Source organism: Faecalibacterium sp. An58 (genome assembly GCF_002161515.1).
Classification (GTDB): domain Bacteria; phylum Bacillota; class Clostridia; order Oscillospirales; family Ruminococcaceae; genus Faecalibacterium; species Faecalibacterium avium.
The window spans coordinates 215,447-233,420 of the sequence record NZ_NFHX01000001.1; the positions used below are offsets into that span (position 1 = coordinate 215,447).

At 63.5% G+C, this 17,974-nt stretch carries 17 protein-coding genes; 9 read left to right on the plus strand and 8 right to left on the minus strand.

Translation table 11 applies throughout. The features are described from left to right. Window positions 1–76 precede the first annotated feature (76 nt). From B5G12_RS01065 to B5G12_RS01105, 9 genes are all read left to right on the plus strand, one after another. A complete protein-coding gene (locus B5G12_RS01065; protein WP_087228070.1) occupies window positions 77–1,102 on the plus strand; it encodes a rod shape-determining protein in 1,026 nt (341 codons plus the stop codon). Between the two features lie 91 nt (window positions 1,103–1,193). After that, window positions 1,194–1,532, plus strand: a complete 339-nt coding sequence (locus B5G12_RS01070; RefSeq protein WP_087228071.1) for a hypothetical protein — start codon at window positions 1,194–1,196, stop codon at window positions 1,530–1,532. 25 nt (window positions 1,533–1,557) lie between these two features. Further along, a complete protein-coding gene (locus tag B5G12_RS01075) occupies window positions 1,558–2,238 on the plus strand; it encodes a hypothetical protein (RefSeq protein ID WP_144064074.1) in 681 nt (226 codons plus the stop codon). Window positions 2,239–2,379: 141 nt separating this feature from the next. Next, window positions 2,380–4,890: an ATP-dependent helicase gene (locus tag B5G12_RS01080; RefSeq protein ID WP_087323007.1), complete on the plus strand. Its 2,511-nt coding sequence runs from the start codon at window positions 2,380–2,382 to the stop codon at window positions 4,888–4,890. A 3-nt stretch (window positions 4,891–4,893) separates the two neighbouring features. Then, window positions 4,894–5,676, plus strand: coding sequence for an FAD-dependent thymidylate synthase (gene thyX, locus B5G12_RS01085; protein ID WP_087323010.1), 783 nt, complete (start codon window positions 4,894–4,896; stop codon window positions 5,674–5,676). Next, window positions 5,673–6,374: a dTMP kinase gene (locus B5G12_RS01090; RefSeq protein ID WP_087228075.1), complete on the plus strand. Its 702-nt coding sequence runs from the start codon at window positions 5,673–5,675 to the stop codon at window positions 6,372–6,374. Before thyX ends, B5G12_RS01090 begins: the two co-directional genes overlap by 4 nt. Window positions 6,375–6,414: 40 nt before the next feature. Then, window positions 6,415–7,227: a GNAT family N-acetyltransferase gene (locus B5G12_RS01095; protein ID WP_087323013.1), complete on the plus strand. Its 813-nt coding sequence runs from the start codon at window positions 6,415–6,417 to the stop codon at window positions 7,225–7,227. Between the two features lie 18 nt (window positions 7,228–7,245). Further along, on the plus strand, window positions 7,246–8,385 hold the full coding sequence (gene mltG, locus B5G12_RS01100; RefSeq protein ID WP_087323016.1) for an endolytic transglycosylase MltG: 1,140 nt from the start codon (window positions 7,246–7,248) through the stop codon (window positions 8,383–8,385). A 70-nt stretch (window positions 8,386–8,455) separates the two neighbouring features. Next, entirely contained in the window at window positions 8,456–9,682 is a 1,227-nt protein-coding gene (locus B5G12_RS01105) for a peptidase U32 family protein (protein WP_087323019.1), read from the plus strand. A gap of 82 nt (window positions 9,683–9,764) precedes the next feature. On the opposite strand, the gene B5G12_RS01110 is transcribed toward B5G12_RS01105, so the two are convergent. The 8 genes from B5G12_RS01110 to B5G12_RS01145 form a co-directional block, all read right to left on the minus strand. Then, window positions 9,765–10,526 carry a copper homeostasis protein CutC gene (locus B5G12_RS01110; RefSeq protein WP_087323022.1) on the minus strand — a complete coding sequence of 254 codons (762 nt, stop codon included), beginning with the start codon at window positions 10,524–10,526 and terminating at the stop codon, window positions 9,765–9,767. Between the two features lie 18 nt (window positions 10,527–10,544). Continuing rightward, a complete protein-coding gene (galT, locus tag B5G12_RS01115) occupies window positions 10,545–12,044 on the minus strand; it encodes a UDP-glucose--hexose-1-phosphate uridylyltransferase (protein ID WP_087323025.1) in 1,500 nt (499 codons plus the stop codon). After that, window positions 12,041–13,324, minus strand: coding sequence for a galactokinase (locus B5G12_RS01120; protein WP_087323028.1), 1,284 nt, complete (start codon window positions 13,322–13,324; stop codon window positions 12,041–12,043). The genes galT and B5G12_RS01120 overlap by 4 nt, the downstream gene beginning before the upstream one ends. Before the next feature lie 312 nt (window positions 13,325–13,636). Further along, window positions 13,637–13,897, minus strand: a complete 261-nt coding sequence (locus B5G12_RS01125) for a hypothetical protein (RefSeq protein ID WP_087228082.1) — start codon at window positions 13,895–13,897, stop codon at window positions 13,637–13,639. A gap of 43 nt (window positions 13,898–13,940) precedes the next feature. After that, window positions 13,941–14,381 (minus strand): hypothetical protein, encoded by a 441-nt coding sequence (locus B5G12_RS01130; RefSeq protein ID WP_087228083.1) that lies wholly within the window; start codon window positions 14,379–14,381, stop codon window positions 13,941–13,943. 327 nt (window positions 14,382–14,708) lie between these two features. Further along, on the minus strand, window positions 14,709–16,184 hold the full coding sequence (gene malQ, locus B5G12_RS01135; RefSeq protein ID WP_087323031.1) for a 4-alpha-glucanotransferase: 1,476 nt from the start codon (window positions 16,182–16,184) through the stop codon (window positions 14,709–14,711). A 13-nt stretch (window positions 16,185–16,197) separates the two neighbouring features. Then, entirely contained in the window at window positions 16,198–17,040 is an 843-nt protein-coding gene (locus tag B5G12_RS01140; RefSeq protein WP_087228085.1) for a carbohydrate ABC transporter permease, read from the minus strand. Beyond that, a complete protein-coding gene (locus tag B5G12_RS01145) occupies window positions 17,040–17,891 on the minus strand; it encodes a carbohydrate ABC transporter permease (protein ID WP_087228086.1) in 852 nt (283 codons plus the stop codon). The genes B5G12_RS01140 and B5G12_RS01145 overlap by 1 nt, the downstream gene beginning before the upstream one ends. Window positions 17,892–17,974: the final 83 nt, after the last annotated feature.

The window sequence follows — 17,974 nt, forward strand, 5'->3', positions numbered from 1 at the left end:
TTACGGCCCCGCAGGGCCTTTATATCATAGAGGACAGCCGGGGCCTGCCGCCTGCGGCGAGAAAGGATGCAGCATTATGGCACAGAACGATATCGGGATTGATCTGGGCACGACCACCATCATCATCGCGCAGGAGGGCAAGGGCGTGGTGCTCAACCAGCCCAGCGTGGTGGCGGTGGATACCCGCAAAAAGACGGTGCTGGAGGTAGGGGACAAGGCCCTGGCCATGGTGGGCCGCACGCCCAACTACATTTCGGCCACCTTCCCGCTGAAGGACGGGGTCATCAGCGACCACACCATGACCCGGGAGCTGATCTGCCGCTTTGTCAATGAGGTGTACAGCTCCCACATGGTCAAGCCCCGCGTGGCGGTGTGCGTGCCGGCGGCCATTACCGGCATCGAGAGCGACGCGGTGGTGGAAGCCGTGGTGGCGGCGGGCGCCCGTCAGGTCTACCTGATCGACGAGCCCATCGCGGCAGCCCTGGGTTCGGGGCTGGATATCACCGTCCCCGACGGCCGGATGATCATTGACATCGGCGGCGGCACCACCGATATCGCGGTCCTCAGTCTGGGCGGCAAGGTCAAGGCCACAAGCGTGCGGGTGGCGGGCAACCACTACGACGACGAGATCCTCAAGCACGTGCGGGCCAAGTTCAACATCGCCATCGGCCAGCGCACCGCCGAGGAACTGAAAAAGCGGGTGGCCTGCTGCCCCCAGAAGACCGACTTTGACGAGACGATGGAGATCAAGGGCCGCAGCCTGCTGACCGGGCTGCCGGTGCGGGTCAATGTGTCCACCAGCGACCTGTATGAGCCGGTCATGATGCTCAGTGAGCAGATCGGCACCGCGGCCCACCAGGTGCTGGAAAAGACGCCCCCCGAGCTGGCCGGCGACATCTATAAGAACGGCGTCATGCTGACGGGCGGCGGCGCGCAGCTGCACGGCCTGCCCGAGTACCTCAGCCAGGAGCTGAAGGTGGATGTGTACGTTTCCCCCGATCCGGTCAACTGCGTGGCCCTGGGCACCGCCATGAGCCTTTCGATGGGCGACAAGCTGGAGGTCGGCTTCACCGACGCGACCCCGCGGATCGGCCGCCGGTGAGAAAAGGCTGTTGAAATCCGCCAAAAAACCGGGTATAATGGGAAATAAATAAGATGACCGGCCCAATTTGGGCTGCAACAGGAGGATGAACATGGATACCAATACGATCATGATCTTGGTGATTCTGGCAGCGCTGCTCATTGCCTTTGTGGTGCTGCGCGGCCGCGGCAGCTCCAAAGCCCGCTCCGATTTTTCCGCCCCCACCGCCCCGCTGCCTGAGTCGATGCCCGCAGCCCCGGCTGCGCCGGCTGCTCCCGCCGCGGCGTCCGCGCCCCAGGTGGAGGCCGGCATCCCTCCTGAAGTGGTGGCAGCCATCACAGCGGCCATCTATGCCATGGGCAGCGGCCGGTATGTGCTGAAAGCTGTCCGCCGCGCCGACCGCTCGGTGTGGGCCCAGGCGGGTGCCGCCGACGTCACCGCACCTTTCTGAGAGTGCCTGTGAGGAAGGAACTGTCATGAAAACAAAAAAGAAACTTGCGTCTGTTATGCTGGCGGCAGCCATTGCGGCGGCTGCTTCCGTGCCGGCCTGGGCTACCGAGAGCTTCGATCTTTCGGTGTTCCAGGGGATCGAAGGCATCACGGCGGAGCAGCAGAGCGTAAAGGTGGATGACACCATGGTGTCAGGCGCCATCGTGTGGCCGACTTCCTATTTACAGACGGCCAACGACGAGCAGCCGGTGGGAACGGTCAGGGTGTATCCCATGGTGGAATCGCTGCAGGACGGGGACTATATGGCGTTTATCTTCTGCTGCTATCCGGAAGAAGGGACCAGTCCGCTCTTTTATGAGGCGGAGCTGGACATCGCCGGTGTGACCCATACGCTGGAGACGGCCCCCAGTATGATGGACCTGGCGCTCAGTGAGGGAGCGCGCAGCTCCGTTACCTCCCCTCTGACCCGGGACAGCCTGACCATGCTCCAAAGCCTGGCAGAGCATCGGGATGAGGAGATCCACGGCCGGCTGAGAGGCATGCCGGATATCCGGCAGATGTATACCACCGGCAGCAAAGAGGATGTCGTGATGGAATTTGTCCTGACCCAGGAGGATAAGGACACCCTCATCGATTTCTACAACCGCTTCGGGATGGCCGGCGGCTTGCGGGAGGACAATCTGCGGGCGATTTTTGGCGAAGAATAAACCGTAACAGTTGGACCGCTATGGCCCGACCTCCGGTACAGGAGGCCGGGCTTTTTTGCGGGGCCAGTTGCCCGCCTTTACTTTAAATAGTGGCCGGTTTGTGGTATACTGTAAAAAGATTTTGTAGGACAGGAGAAGCACATGGCAAAGGATATACAGACCGAATTTTGTACTTTGCGGGATACATTCATAGAAAAGCAGTTCGGCCGGCTGAATGAGATGCAGCGGCAGGCCGTTTTTACCACCAGCGGCCCCCTGCTGATCCTGGCAGGGGCGGGCAGCGGCAAGACCACCGTGCTGGTCAACCGGATCGCCAGCTTGATCCGGTTCGGCAGCGCCCACGGTTCGAACTGGACCCCCCGTCCCGCCACCGACGAGGACGTGCGGGCCCTGCGCACCGCCATCATGACCGGCACCGATGTGCCCCTGTGGCTGGACGAGATGCTGCGCAAGGATCCGCCCCGCAGCTGGAACATCATGGCCATCACCTTTACCAACAAGGCCGCCGGCGAGCTGAAAGCCCGCCTGCGCGCCATGCTGGGGGATGAAGAAGGGGATGAGGTGTTCGCCTCCACCTTCCACTCGGCCTGTGTGCGCATCCTGCGCCGCTATGCCGAGGAACTGGGCTGGCCCCGCAGCTTTACCATCTACGATACCGACGACGCGCAGCGGGTGATGAAGGCCCTGTATAAAGAGCAGGGCGTGGACGATAAGCTCCTGCCGGTCAAATCGGCCCTGGGGCAGATCGGCCGCTGGAAGGATCAGCTGATCGCCCCCGCCGATGCCGTCCGGGACAGCGCCGGCAAGACCAAGGCGGAGATCGCCGCCAGGCTGTACGGCCTGTACGAAAAGCGGCTGCGGGAGGCCGGCGCCTTTGACTTTGATGGGTTGATCTACTACACTGTCCGGCTGCTGCAGGAGCATCAGGAGGCCCGGGAGTACTACCAGAATCGCTACCGCTACCTTTTGGTGGACGAGTATCAGGACACCAGTGTGGCGCAGTTCCGCCTGGTCAGCCTGCTGACCGGCCCCGACCGCAACATCTGCGTGGTGGGCGACGACGACCAGAGCATCTACCGCTTTCGCGGCGCCACCATCGAGAACATCCTCAACTTTGAGCGGTATTACCCCGGGGCCAAGGTGATCCGGCTGGAACAAAACTACCGCTCCACCTCCAACATCCTGGACGCGGCCAACTGCGTCATCCGCCACAACACCGAACGCAAGGGCAAGACCCTTTGGACCAAGAACGCCGAGGGCGCCCCGGTGCACGTTTACCAGGCCGAGGACGAGCAGGACGAGGCCGCCCATATCGCCGAGGTGATCGGCCAGCATCTGCGCCAGGGCGGGCATCTGTCGGATCACGCCATCCTCTACCGGATGAACGCGCAGTCGGCCCCCATCGAAAACTACTTCACCCGTGCGGGTATCCCCCACAAGATCGTGGGAGGCCAGCGGTTCAACGACCGCAAGGAGGTCAAGGACATCCATTCGTATATGTCCATCGTGGCCAATCCCCGGGACGATGTGCGCCTGCGCCGGATCATCAACGAGCCGGCCCGGAAGATCGGCGCGTCCACCGTGGACACCATCGCGGAACTGGCCGCCCAGGAGGGCGTGGGGATGATGGATATCATCAGCCGGGCCGATGAATACGCCCGGCTCAGCCGTGCGGTGGCGCCCCTGCTCAAATTCTGGCAGATGTACCGCCAGCTGCAGGACGCCCTGGACACCTGTCCGCTGGACCTCTTTGCCCAGAAGCTGATCGACCTGACCGGCTACCGGACCATGCTGGAACAGCAGGCCGCCCAGGGCCATGAGGACGCCCAGGACCGGCTGCAAAACCTGGGCCAGCTGGTGAACAACGTCAAAAACTACTGCGACACCCGGGGGGTGGATGCCAGCCTGGAGGGCTATCTGGAGGAGATCGCCCTGATCAGCGACATCGACAGCTACAACGCCGACGCCGACCAGGTGGTGCTGATGACCATCCACTCGGCCAAGGGCCTGGAGTTCCCCTATGTGTTCCTGGTGGGCATGGAGGAGGGGATCTTCCCCAGTGAGATGAGCCGTTATTCCGAGGAGGATCTGGAGGAGGAGCGCCGCCTGGCTTACGTGGGCATCACCCGGGCCAAGCAGGAACTGTATATTTCCCACAGCGCCACCCGGATGCTGTACGGCCGTACCTGCCGCAATGAGCCCAGCCGCTTTTTGAATGAGATCGAGCCGGAATACCTGGAGACCACTCGCAGCCCCGCCCTGGACCGTCCGATGCGCGCCGGCTGGGGGGGCGGTATGGGCGCTTCGGTGCCCGGCGGGGCCTCGGGCTATTCCGGGCCGTCGGGCTATGGCCGGGCCGCCTCGTCCGGCCGCACAGCTTATCTGGACCGGGAATACAACGCCGCCGGCCAGCGGACTGCCTTTCCGGGAGGCGCGGGCATCAGCCGCCCGGCCCCCGCGCCCCGTCCGGCCGCTCCGGCCAAGAGCTACCAGCCGGGGGATGTGGTGATGCACAAGGTGTTTGGCCGGGGCGTGGTCACCCGGGTCACCCCGGCGGCGGGGGACTTTATCGTGGAGATCCGTTTCGACAAGGTGGGCGTCAAAAAGACCATGGCCAACTACGCCCCCCTGACCAAAGTTTCGGAGGGATGAGGAATGATGACAGTTCGACTGATCGCATATACGCCCGACCCGGAGCGTGTGGTGGCCGCTGCGGCCAAACTCTGCTACTCCGACAGCCACATCCCCGACCTGCTGGAAGGGCTGGATGAAGAAAAGACCGCCCGCTTTCTGGATATGCTCAGCGACCTGGGCCACGCCAGCCCCATCGAGCACGCCAGCTTTACATTTGGCATCGAGGGGGTCAGCCGGTCGCTGCTGGCCCAGATCACACGGCACCGGATCGCTTCCTTCAGCGTCCAGAGCCAGCGGTATGTCCGGCTGGACGATTTCCGCTATGTGGTGCCCCCCGCCATCGAGGCGGTGCCCGAGGCCAAAGCGGCCTTCCTGGCCAGCATGGAGGAGGATGCACGCCGCTATCTGGACCTGGCCCGCAAACTGGAGGAGGGCCACACCGCCCGCCTGATGGCCGAGGGCGTGCCCGAAAAGGAAGCCCGCCGCAAGGCCGAAAAGATGGCCAACGAGGACGCCCGCTTTGTGCTGCCCAATGCCTGTGAGACCAAGATGGTGGTGACCATGAACGCCCGCAGCCTGCACAACTTTTTCCGCCTGCGCTGCTGTGAGCGCGCCCAGTGGGAGATACGGACCCTGGCCGACGAGATGCTGCGGCTGGTGTATCCCCTGGCGCCCCACCTGTTCCGGACGGCGGGGCCCGGCTGCCTGAGCGGCCCCTGCCCCGAAGGAAAGATGTGCTGTGGCCGGCCGGAAGAGGTGCGGGAGAAATACCGGGCTCTGTGCAAAGGCGGTGAGGATGCATGAGGAATTCTTCCCAGGAAGGGCGGGGACGCCTGCTGGTGATCGAGGGGCTGGACGGCAGCGGCAAAGCCACCCAGGCCAGGATGCTGGCCGAAACCCTGACCAGGGAAGGGCTGCCGGTGCGGCAGATCAGCTTCCCCAACTACGAAAGCGAGTCCTCGGCCCTGGTGCGGATGTATCTGGGCGGGCAGTTCGGCGATAAGCCCGACGATGTCAACGCCTATGCGGCGTCCAGCTTTTTTGCGGTGGACCGCTATGCCAGCTACAAGACCGACTGGGGCGCGTTTTATCACAGCGGCGGCATCCTGATCGCCGACCGCTATACCACGTCCAACGGGGCCCATCAGTGTTCCAAGCTGCCCCGGGACCAGTGGGACGGCTATCTCGGATGGCTGTTCGACTACGAATACCGGCTGCTGGGGCTGCCCGCCCCCGACCTGGTGATCTACCTGCGGGTGGACCCCATGGTCAGCCAGCGGCTGATGACCGGCCGCTACCACGGAGACGAGAGCAAGAAGGATATCCAGGAGCGGGATCTGGAGTACATGGAGCGCAGCCGCCAGGCTGCCGAATACTGCGCCCAAAAGCTGGGCTGGGAGATCCTGGAGTGCACTACGGCGGCAGGCCGGATGCGCCCGGCGGACCACATCAGCTGGGAAGTGCGGGCCCTGGCCGGCCAGATCCTGGGGCAGGAAAAATAATACAGATGCAAGCAAGAACGAAAAAGGGGGTATCTTAAAGATGTTTCGCCTGATGGGACCGTCCGACCTGGCGGCCATGGAACAGCTGTGGACCGCCCAGTGGGACGAACCGGCCCAGGCCGCCCGGCGTGCGGTGCTGCAGTTTGCCGGGCAGGAGAACGCCTATGTGGCGGCGGAAGGGGACGCGGTGCAGGCCATGGTCCTGGCGGTGCCGGTCACCCTGCAGGGCCGCCGCGGCTGTTACCTGTGCGGCCTGTGCGCCCGGGACACGGCCCTGGCTGCGGGTCTCGTGGACTATGCCTGCGATCAGCAGAGCCGTCAGGGGGCGGTCTTTTTTGCGGCGGCCCCCGGCGCGGGCCAGGCCGCCTTTTACATCGCCCGCGGGTTCCAGCGGGCCTTCGGGCTGCGCTGCCTCACCCGGGAGGTGCGCCGCAATCTGTGGAGCCAGGCCGAGTTTGACGCAGTCACCGCCAAGCGCCTGTGCGAGCTGCGCCGCCAATACTGTCCCGACTGCGTGGAGCTGGACGCTGCACGGATGTCGGTGGTGCTGGGGGACTTGTACAGCCGCGGGGTGACCATTGTGTCCAACGCCCATGGCTATGGCCTGTATTTCCGCAAGGATGACACCCTCTTTTTCATCGAGCTGATGGCCGACGACGACCGCGCCGCCGAGGTGCTGATGGAGGCCGCCCGTGAGAAGGAGTCGGTGGTGGAACGGGCCGTCATCACGGTGGGGGAGGCCCAGCCCCTGTTTTTGGGAGAGGGCAGCCGCCAGGAATACGGCATGATCCGTTTTGTGGGCGCCCCCTTTGACGTGAGCGGGAGCTATATGCGCCTGATGCTTGAAAACTGACCGGAAGGAAAAACCTGTATGAAGGAAGCGAAAAAAAGCAAACACACCGCCCCTGCCTCCAAACACACCCTGCGCTGGGTGCTGCTGGCGCTGCTGGCCGTGCTGGTGCTGGGAGCGGGGGCTGTGGGGCTTTTGCTGCGCCGGGAGATGACCGGCGCCGGGGCTACCGGCCAGACCGTCACCGTGACGGTGGAACAGGGCAGCGGGGTGGCCGCCATCGCCCGGGATTTGCAGCAGGCAGGGGTGATCCGCTTTCCCCGGCTGTTCCGCTGGTATGTGGGACAGCAGGGAGTGGCCGGCAGCCTGCAGTATGGCACTTTTGAGCTGGAGCAGGGCGCTTCCTACGACCAGCTGATCCAGGCGCTGTCCGTATATGCCGCCGCCGAGACTACCCGGCTGACCTTCCCGGAGGGGACCACCGCCATCGCCATTGCCGAGCAGATGGAACAGGCTGGTCTGTGCTCCGCCGAGGAATTCCTGCAGGAGGCAAACGAGGGGGATTTCAGCGAGTTTACCTTCTGGCAATACCTGCCCACCGACCAGGAGGTCCCCGACCGCTTTATGAAGTGCGAGGGGTATCTGTTCCCCGACACCTACGAGTTCCTCAACGACGGGACCGTCCATGACTATGTGGCCACCTTCTATGCGCGCTTTGACCAGATGATCACCCCGGACATCTACGAGGCGCTGGAACAGCAGGGGATGACCCTGCACCAGCTGGTCACCCTGGCTTCCTTCGTCCAGGAGGAGGCGGGCAACGACCAGGACAGCAACGTGGCCCAGGTGTTCCGCAACCGGCTGGCCCCCGATTCGCCCTACCCCCGGCTGGAGAGCAACGTCTCCAGCTACATCCAGAGCGATGAGGACAACAACTACCTGTGGAACTGGGTGGCCCCGTGGTATGGCGGCTGGGACGAGATCCCCGCCAACATCCTGGCGGCCTACGACACTTACAGCTGCGCCGGGCTGCCGGCGGGGCCTGTGTCCAACCCCGGCCTCGCAGCCATCCAGGCCGCGCTGGACCCCCAGCCCGACCCCGAGGTCCAGGATGCCTATTTCTTTGTCACCGACCTGACCGGCCGCTACTATTACGCCCAGACCCTGGAACAGCACCAGGCCAACGTCCGGGCGGCCCGCGCGGTCAACAACAGCCTTTGAACCACATCCACAACAAGGGGGCAGGCCCGGCGCCCGGGCCCGCCCCTTTTGACGTATGGGAGGAAACATCATGCTTCAAATACCCGAGCTGCTGGCCCCTGCGGGGGACCTGGAGCGGCTGCGCTATGCGGTCTGCTACGGCGCCGACGCCGTCTACTGCGCCCTGCCTGAGTTTGGGATGCGGGCCGCTCCCGCAAACTTCACCCCCGAACAGCTGGCCGAAGGGGTGATTTATGCCCACGCAAGAGGGCGCAAGGTCTATCTGACCCTGAACACCCTGCCCACCAACGAGGAGGCGGACCGTATGCCCGACGCCATCCGCCAGGCCGCCCAGGCCGGAGTGGACGCCTTTATTGTGGCGGACCTGGGGGTGCTAGACGCCTGCAAGACATATGCCCCCGACATCGATGTGCATATGTCCACCCAGACCGGCATCACCAACTACGCGGCTGCCACAGCCTGCTGCAAGATGGGGGCCAAACGGGTGGTGCTGGCCCGGGAACTCAGCCTCACCGAGATCGCCGTCATCCGGGACAAAACTCCGCCTGAACTGGAGCTGGAAGCCTTTGTCCATGGGGCTATGTGCATGAGTGTGTCGGGCCGGTGCCTGCTGTCCAACTACCTGGCGGGCCGGGACGCCAACCGCGGCCAGTGCGCCCAGCCCTGCCGTTGGAAATACTACCTCACCGAGGAGACCCGTCCCGGCCAGCTGTATGAGATCGGGGAAGGGGAGGGCGGCAGCTACATCCTCAACGCCAACGACCTGTGCACCGCCCCGTTCCTCGACCTGCTGTGCAAGGCCGGCGTGGACAGTCTCAAGATCGAGGGTCGGGCCAAGACTTTTTACTATGTGGCCAGCGTCACGGCGGCCTACCGCAAGGCCCTGGACCAGTACCTGGCCGACCCCTATGCGGAGGATTTCGAGCTGCCGCAGGCGGTGCTGGAGGAGCTGACCCGCACCAGCCACCGGCCCTATTCCCCGGGGTTCTATTTCGGACCCGACAAGGCCCGCCAGAATACATCCACCGCGGCCTATATCCGCCAGTGGGAGTTTGTGGGCACGGTGGACAGCTGGGAAAACGGGGTGGCCAGCTGCCAGCAGCGGGGCAAATGGTCCCTGGGGGACACCCTGGAGGCGCTGACCCCCGACGGCACCTCCATTCCCCTGCAGCCCGAATGGATCCAAAACGAGGCCGGGGAACCGGTCACATCCACGCCCCATGCCATGGAGCGCTACACCATCCCCACCCCTGCGCTACCGCCCATGAGCCTGCTGCGCAAAAAAGTTGTGATCTAAAAAACGGAGCCGCCCCGGGCGCTGGTCCAAGACCAGCAGCCCGGGGCGGCCTGCTGTATAAGGAGAAAGAAAATAGCAAAGATCAGACGCTGTCCAGCGCGGTGCGGGCAGCGCGGATGGCGCCGGCATCGGTCTGCCACAGAGTGAACTCGTCAAAGCCCGGCAGGCCCATGGGCACGCCCTCCCGGCGGAAGGACATCCGGCTGGGGACTGCCTTTTTGCCCGACAGGTGGCAGGCGGTGACGCCGGTCTGGCGCACCAGTTCGGGGATGTTGGCTGCACTGACCCCGGACCCTGCCAGGATCTCGATCCGGCCGGCGGCCTGGGTTTGCATTTGAGCCAGCATGGCTCGGCCGGTGTAGGCGTCGGCGGCCTGTCCGCTGGACAGGATGGTGGCAAGGCCGAGGGCGCAGGCCTGCTCCAGGCAGGCGCCGGCGTCCCGGCAGACGTCAAAGGCGCGGTGCAAAGCCAGCACCACAGGGCGGCATCCGGCAGCCTTGCGGGCAGCCTGGCAGATCTGCTCCATGGCGGGCAGGTCCAGCTGGCCTTCGGGGGTCAGCACGCCGGTGACGATACCATCGGCCCCTGCGCGCACCAGCTGGGCCGCCAGGGCGACCATCTGGGCCACTTCCCACCGGTCGTAGCAGAAATCGCCTGCCCGGGGGCGGAGCAGGGCCCGCACCGGCAGCCCGGTCTCGGCCTTGACCTGTTCCACCAGGGCCAGGCTGGGGGTGGTTCCCCCAATGGCCAGATCGGCACAGAGCTCCAGCCGGTCGGCCCCGCCTTCGCGGGCGGCCAGGGCGCTGGCTGTGCTGTCCACACAGACTTCAAGGATACGGGTCATCCAAAAGTCCTCCTGTCCTTAACGAATGGTCTCCAGGAAGCGGACAAATCCGGCCTGGCCGGCCTCATCCCGCTTGTAAACGCCGGCATCCTCCAGCACCTGTGCAAAGACGTGCCCGATCTCCTCCTGCACGATGGCATGGACGTTGCTTTCATTGAGGTCGGGGTATTTGGCCAGCAGTTCACCGGCCCATTCGGCGTGCTTCTGGATCGCCTCGCCATACTGGTCCACAGGGGTGCGGGCCACCAGGGCGGTTTCCAGCTGGGCCATCTCGCCCTTCAGGCGGCTGGGCAGCACGGCCAGGCCCATCACTTCGATCAGGCCGATGTTTTCCTTTTTGATGTGGTGGAGCTTGGCGTGGGGGTGGAAGACGCCCAGAGGATGCTCGGGGGTGGTGATGTTGTTGCGCAGCACCAGATCCAGCTGGAACTTGCCGTCCCGCATCCGGGCAATGGGGGTGATGGTGTTGTGGGGCTCGCCGTCGGTCTCAGCGTAGACAAAGCAGCTCTCGTCGGTATAGGCGCGCCAGGCCAGCAGGATCTTGTCGGCCAGGTCCACCAGCTGGCTGTCATCCTCGCTGATCAGCCGGATGCAGCTCATGGGCCAGCGGACGATGCCCGCCTCCACATCCGGATAGCCCGGGAAGGACCAGGGCTTCTCGATGGGGGCCTTGGCCATGGCGAACTCGTAGCAGCCGCCCTGGAAGTGGTCGTGGCTCAGGATGCTGCCGCCCACGATGGGCAGGTCGGCATTGCTGCCCACAAAGTAGTGAGGGAACTGGGCCACAAAGTCCAGCAGCTTGCGGAAGGTGGCCCGGTCGATCTTCATGGGGGTATGCTGGCTGTTGAACACGATGCAGTGCTCGTTGTAATAGACATAGGGGCTGTACTGCAGGTTCCAGTCGCTGTCGTTGATGGTCAGGGGGATGATGCGGTGGTTCTCGCGGGCGGGATGGTTCATCCGGCCTGCGTAGCCCTCATTCTCCTGGCACAGCTGGCATTTGGGATAGGCGCTCTGGGGGGCGAGCTTGGCCGCCGCGATGGCCTTGGGGTCCTTTTCGGGCTTGGAGAGGTTGATGGTGATGTCGAGATCCCCGTAGGGGGTCCGGGTGACCCACTTCAGGTCCTTCTTGATGCGGTAGCGCCGGATGTAATCGGTATCCTGGCTGAAGGAATAGAACCAGTCGGTGGCGGCCTTGGGGCCTTCTTCCTCGTACTTTTCCCAGAAGTTGGCCCGCACGATGCTGGGCCGGGGGGTCAGCACGCCCATGAGCCGGGTGTCGAACAGGTCACGGGCCACCGAGTTGTCTTCGCAGACACCCCGGGCGACCGCGTCGTCCACCAGGGTCTTGAGGATGGATTCCAGGTCGATGTAATAGCAGTCGCCTTCCGGCTCCTCAAAGCTGTCCAGCTGCATGGTCATCAGGAGCTGGTTGCGGATGTAGATCGCATCATCGGGCTGGATCAGGCCGGTATCAAGGCCGTAGTTCACCAGCTGCTGAATGGCGTTGGAAATCACAGGACGGCACCTCCTTCAGGACGGATCGAAAGGACATGGCAGCGGCCGGCGCCAATGATGGCCTCGATGCCGGCCTTGAAAGACTCCAGCTGCTCCAGGGGGACAAAGGCCTGCACGGTGCCGGCAAAACCGCCGCCGTGGACCCGGACCGCGCCCTGGCCGGCCAGCAGATGCTTGGCGGCGGCGATGGTGACGGCCACCTCCTGATGCTTGGTGTAGCCTGCGGGGATGACGTTCTGCAGGTACTCCCAGCTGCTGCGGCCCGACTCGTTGACCAGAGCCAGGAAGGTGTCGAAGTCGCCTGCCCGCAGGGCGGCCACCTGGCGGGCCACACGCTGGTTGTCCGCATAAATGTGGAAAGCCCGCAGGACAGCCCGGTCGCCGCAGGCCTTGCGGCAGGCGGGAATGTTGGCCAGGAAGGTCTCAAAGGGCACCTGGCGCAGCACTTCGCCGCCGCACACCTTGGCCACAGCCCGGCAGTCCGCAGGGATGGCGGCGTACTCGTCGGTCAGGTCGGCGTGGTCGGCGCCCGAATCCAGGATGCACAGGGCCAGGCCCGCCTTGGAGAAGTCCACCTCCACCGGCTCCACCACGGGATTGGAGGGGTCTGCAAAGTCGATGGTGATGATGTTGCCCACGCTGGAGGCCATCTGGTCCATCAGGCCGCAGGGCTTGCCGAAATAGACGTTCTCGGCCCACTGGCCGATCTGGGCAATGGCGATGGGGGAGAGCTTCTCCTCCATGAACAGCTCGTTGAGGATGGTGCCCACCAGCACTTCAAAGGCGGCGCTGGAGGAGACGCCGCTGCCCTTGGGCACATTGGAGGTGATATATACATCCAGGCCGGACAGCTGTGCGCCCCGCTGGACAAAGGCGGCGCAGGTGCCCCGCAGGATGGCGGCGCTGGTGTTCTCCTCCGATTTGCGGGGGGCCAGGTCGTCCAGGCTGATGGTGCACAGGGGATAGCCCTCGCTCTGCACCCGCAGCTGGCCGGCATCGTTGGGGCCTGCGGCGGCGATCATATCGATGTTGACGCTGCCCGCCAGGACACAGCCGTGCTGATGGTCGGTGTGGTTGCCGCCGATCTCGGTGCGGCCCGGCGCGCTGAACAGGGCGGCGCCGCTGTGGGGGCCGAACTTGGCCTCCAGGCCATCCAGGGCGGCGGCATAGCGTGCCGCATGGGCGGCGGCCTCCTGGGGGGTGCAGCAGTACAGAGAAGCCAGACGGCCGGCATAGACGCCCCCGGCCAGCTCCTGCTTCCAAATACGGACATCCTTCATTCTCGTTTCCTCCTTACACATACACTGGCTGCGGCCCCGGTGTTTTACGGCGGCTCCGGGGCGCAGGGCAGCCTTCTCACTTACAATAATAAAAGCTTTGGACCAAAAAGGACATATATTATTGTTGCATTTAGATGCAAAGTTGCCGAAAAAGCGCCTTTGGGCGGCCCGGAAGGTTTTCACAAAAAATTCTGCACATAAAAATAGGTTTTGGAGCCTTCGACGACTGCGGGGCCGGACAATGCCGCCGGCCGGCGTCAAAAAAGCCGCCCGGAACGTTTCGGTTCCCGGGCGGCATCCATGACAGATGTGTTATAGCTGTTTGAACAGATCCGAGATGCCGTCCACCAGTTCGGTGGTCAGCTCAAAGATCGAGCGCACCGCTGTGAACAGCAGGGCAGGAACGAAGGTAAACGAGATGGCGAGCACCGAGGAACCCCGATAAAAATCGGTCAGATGCAGGCTGTCGAGAAAATCGACAATCGCGTCGCTCAGCGGGCCGCCGCCCTGGATCCGACGCTGCTCATCCTCGCCGATCTCCCCGTAATGGGCAGGCATGTGAAGATTCTGCATGAATGTTAGCTCCTTTCGTCATAAGATTTCAAAAGCCAGAGGCTCAGGCGGCCACAGCCTCAGCCTGCTGCTGGGCAGCCAGCTGCTCCTGGGTGAGGGCATACGCCTCCTGGAAGACTTTGATCAGCGGGTCCACCAGGGCCATGTAGTAGTAGGACAGCATGCTTACGCCATAGAAGCCGCCCATGACGCCCACGATGGCCAGCGCGCCCCACTGGGCGCCGTTCAGAGAGGAGAAGAAATCCTTCATGATCCGGACGCCGGATTTCAGGGTGGTGCCGACAAAGGCGTTGGCGAGCATACCCACTCCCGCCGAGAAGAAGGCGCCGCTGAGGACCATGAAACCATTCACCAGCACATTGACGCCGAACTGGATGACGTCCTGCTGGGTGATGCCGCCATCCAGATAGATCATTTCTTCCTGCGGGACAAGGGCGTAGTGGGCAGGCATGCAGACTGCGCCTGCGGAAACAGTGTATTCCATATGTAGGGCTCCTTTCAAGCTTGGCCCCCGCACAAAGCCGCGGGAACTGACTTTATATGAATTATAGCATATTCGGCAAAAAACAACAAGGCATCGCTGAGGCAGGTTTGGACCCGGATTGTGAGGATGATGTGAAATCGAAAGGGCTAAAAGAGCGTGCCTGTGTTGGAAAGGCGGATATAAGGCCCCGCGGGGCAGGTGAAAAAATGTTCCTGTGCAATATTCCCGCACCGCAAAACAGGGAAGCCGCCCCGCGGCCACTGGGCTGCAGGACGGCTTCCGCTGCGCAAAATAAGGAAAATAGAGAAAGAAAAATAGAGGGATGTTTTAATTCTGCCCGGGGGCGCGGCCGTACAGTTCGGTCAGAGCGGCGATCTGTCCGGCCAGAGCGGGGGTGAGCAGGCCGGGGGACAGCCGCCACTGCCAGTTGCCGCCCTGGGTGCTGGGGGTGTTGATCCGGGCCTCGGGGCCCAGATGCAGCCAGTCGGCCATGGGGATGACCGCCAGGCCGGATACGCTGGACAGGCAGGCGCAGATCATGGCGTCGGTCAGGTCCTGAGGCGCGCAGCGCAGGTAGCGGCAGGCGTAGGCCACATCCTGGGGGCTGGCGCTTTGCTGCCAGCCCTCGGTGGTGATGTTGTCGTGGGTGCCGGTATAGACCACACTGTTGGGTGTGTAGGTGTAGGGCAGGTAATTGCCCGGTTCCCGGCTGTCAAAGGCAAACTGCATGATCTTCATGCCGGGACAGCCGCTGGCAGCCAGCAGGGCCTTGACCTGGTCGGTGAGGTAGCCCAGGTCCTCGGCGATCACCGCGTCCCGGCCCACGGCCTGGTGCATGGCGTCCAGGAAGGCCTGGCCCGGACCCTGGACCCATTGGCCGCCCTGGGCGGTGGCGCTGCCCGCCGGGATGGAAAAGTAGCTCTCGAAGCCGCGGAAATGGTCGATGCGCACCACATCGTAGATGGAGGTGGCGTGGCGCATCCGCTGTTTCCACCAGGCAAAGTCCTCGGCGGCGTGGCGCGGCCAGTCGTAGAGGGGATTGCCCCACAGCTGGCCGTCTGCGGCAAAGGAGTCCGGGGGACAGCCCGCCACTCGGGTCAGATGCATCCGGCCGTCGGTCTGGAACAGCTCGGGCCGGGTCCACAGGTCGCTGGAGTCGGGACTGACATAGATGGGGATATCCCCGATGAGGCGTATGCCCTTGCCATTGGCATAGGATTTGAGGGCCTGCCACTGTTTATAGAACAAATACTGGACCGCCCTATGGTAGCCGCAGGCGCAGGCCAGACGCTCGCGGGCGTCGGCCATGGCCTGGGGCTGGCGGCAGCGCAGAGGATCGGGCCACTGGGACAGGCCCGCCTGGCCCTGCTCCTCCTTGATGGCCATGAACAGGGCGTAGTCCTCCAGCCACCCCTTCTGCTGGCGGCAGAAATCCCGGTAGGCGGGGGTGGGGCTGGCCAGCAGGCGGCCGGCAGCCAGCCGCAGTACGGCGGGCCGCTGGGTATACAGAGCGCCATACTGGATGGGCTCTACCGGCAAAGCAGGGGGCAGCTCATCCGGTGTGAGCAGCCCGTCCTGCACCAGCAGGTCCAGGTCGATGAAGTAGGGGTTGCCTGCAAAGGCGGAAAAGCTCTGGTAGGGGCTGTCCCCATAGCCGGTAGGGCCAATGGGCAGGATCTGCCAGAAGGACTGGCGGGCGTCGGCCAGAAAGTCTACAAAGCGGTAGGCCTCCCGCCCCAGCGTGCCGATGCCCCAGGGGCCCGGCAGGCTGAATACAGGCATCAGGATGCCGCTTGCACGCATGAGAACCCCTCCTTCAGCCCTTGACAGCGCCGGCGATGACGCCTTCGATGATGTATTTCTGACAGACTACATACAGGATAATGATGGGCACGATGGCGATGATGATGCAGGCCATCATGGGGGCCAGCTCCACCCGGCCGTAGCCGCCGCGGAAATACTGGATGGCCATGGGGATGGTGCGGTACTTTTTGATGTCCAGCACCAGGGTGGGCAGGAGGTAGTCGTTCCACACCCACATGGTCTCCAGGATGGCGGTGGAGATCATGGTAGGCTTGAGGATGGGGAACACGATGCGGAAGAACAGCTGGATGGGGTTGCAGCCGTCGATCATGGCCGACTCCTCGATCTCAATGGGGACGCTCTTCATGAAGCCGGTGAACATGAACACCGCCAGGCCGGCGCCGAAGCCCAGATAGATGATGCAGATGTTCCAGGGGGTGTTCAGCTTGAGGGTGTCCGCCGTCTTGGAGAGGGTGAACATGACCATTTGGAAGGGAACCACCATCGAAAAGACGATCAGAAGGTTCATGGCCTTGGAGAGGGCGTTGTGCACCCGGGTCAGATACCAGCCGCACATGGAGCAGCACAGCAGGATCAGGGCCACGCTGGTGACGGTGATCACCAGGCTGTAGGCGAAGCTGGACAGGAAATTCATCTTGACTACGCCGTAGATGTAGTTCTCCAGGCCGGCAAAGTTGGCGGCGGTGGGCAGCGCAAAGACGGTGGAGGTGGTGAAGCTGCCCTCCACCTTCAGGCTGTTGAGGAAGATCAGCACGATGGGGTAGACCCACAGAAGGCAGAGCACCGCCATGACCACGGTGAGGAAATTGTTGTAGATCCGACGGGACTTGGACATCAGGACTGCACCTCCTTCGAGCGTGTGAAGCGGAGCTGCACCAGCGAAATGACCACCACGATCAGGAAGAACACCACAGCCTTGGCCTGGCCGATGCCCTTCCACTGGGCGCCGCTGCGGCCGTAGAAGGTGGAGTAGATGTTCAGGGCCAGCATCTCGCTCAGGTTGGCCGGTTCGCCGCCGGTCAGGGCCACGTTCTGGTCGAACAGCTTGAAGCTGTTGGTCAGGGTCAGGAAGGTGCAGATGGTGATGCTGGGCATCACCAGGGGGATCTTGATCTTGAACAGGATCTCATGCCCCGATGCGCCGTCGATCTTGGCGGCCTCGATCAGGTCGCCCGGCACGCTTTGGAGGCCGGCCACATAAATGATCATCATATAGCCGATCTGCTGCCAGCACATCAGGATCACCAGGCCAATGAAGCCGTACCGCTCGTCCAGGGCCAGCAGGGGCTTGCCGAGGTTGGCCAGCACGCCGTTGAGCAGGATCTGCCAGATGTAGCCCAGCAGGATGCCGCCGATCAGGTTGGGCATGAAGTAGACGGTGCGGAACAGGTTGGTGCCCCGGATGCCCCGGGTCAGGGCCAGGGCGATGGCGAAGGCGAACACGTTGATGAGGACGGTGGACACCACCGTGAAAGCCGCCGTGAACCAGAACGCATGGGTGAAGGTGCTGTCCTGGAACACCTTGATGTAGTTATCAAAGCCCACAAAGGTGGTCTTGGACACGGTGGTGAAGCGCTGGAACGAGAGGTAGATGCCCCAGATAAAGGGCCAGATGAAGCCGATGATAAAGGCCAGCAGGGTGGGCAGGACGAACACCGGCCAGTATTTGCTGATCGCTTTCTGCATGGATCACGCCTCCTTGGATGGTTTTCACACATAAAAAGCAGGGGCGGGCCTATTTGCAGCCCGCCCCTGCCGGTTTCCTATGC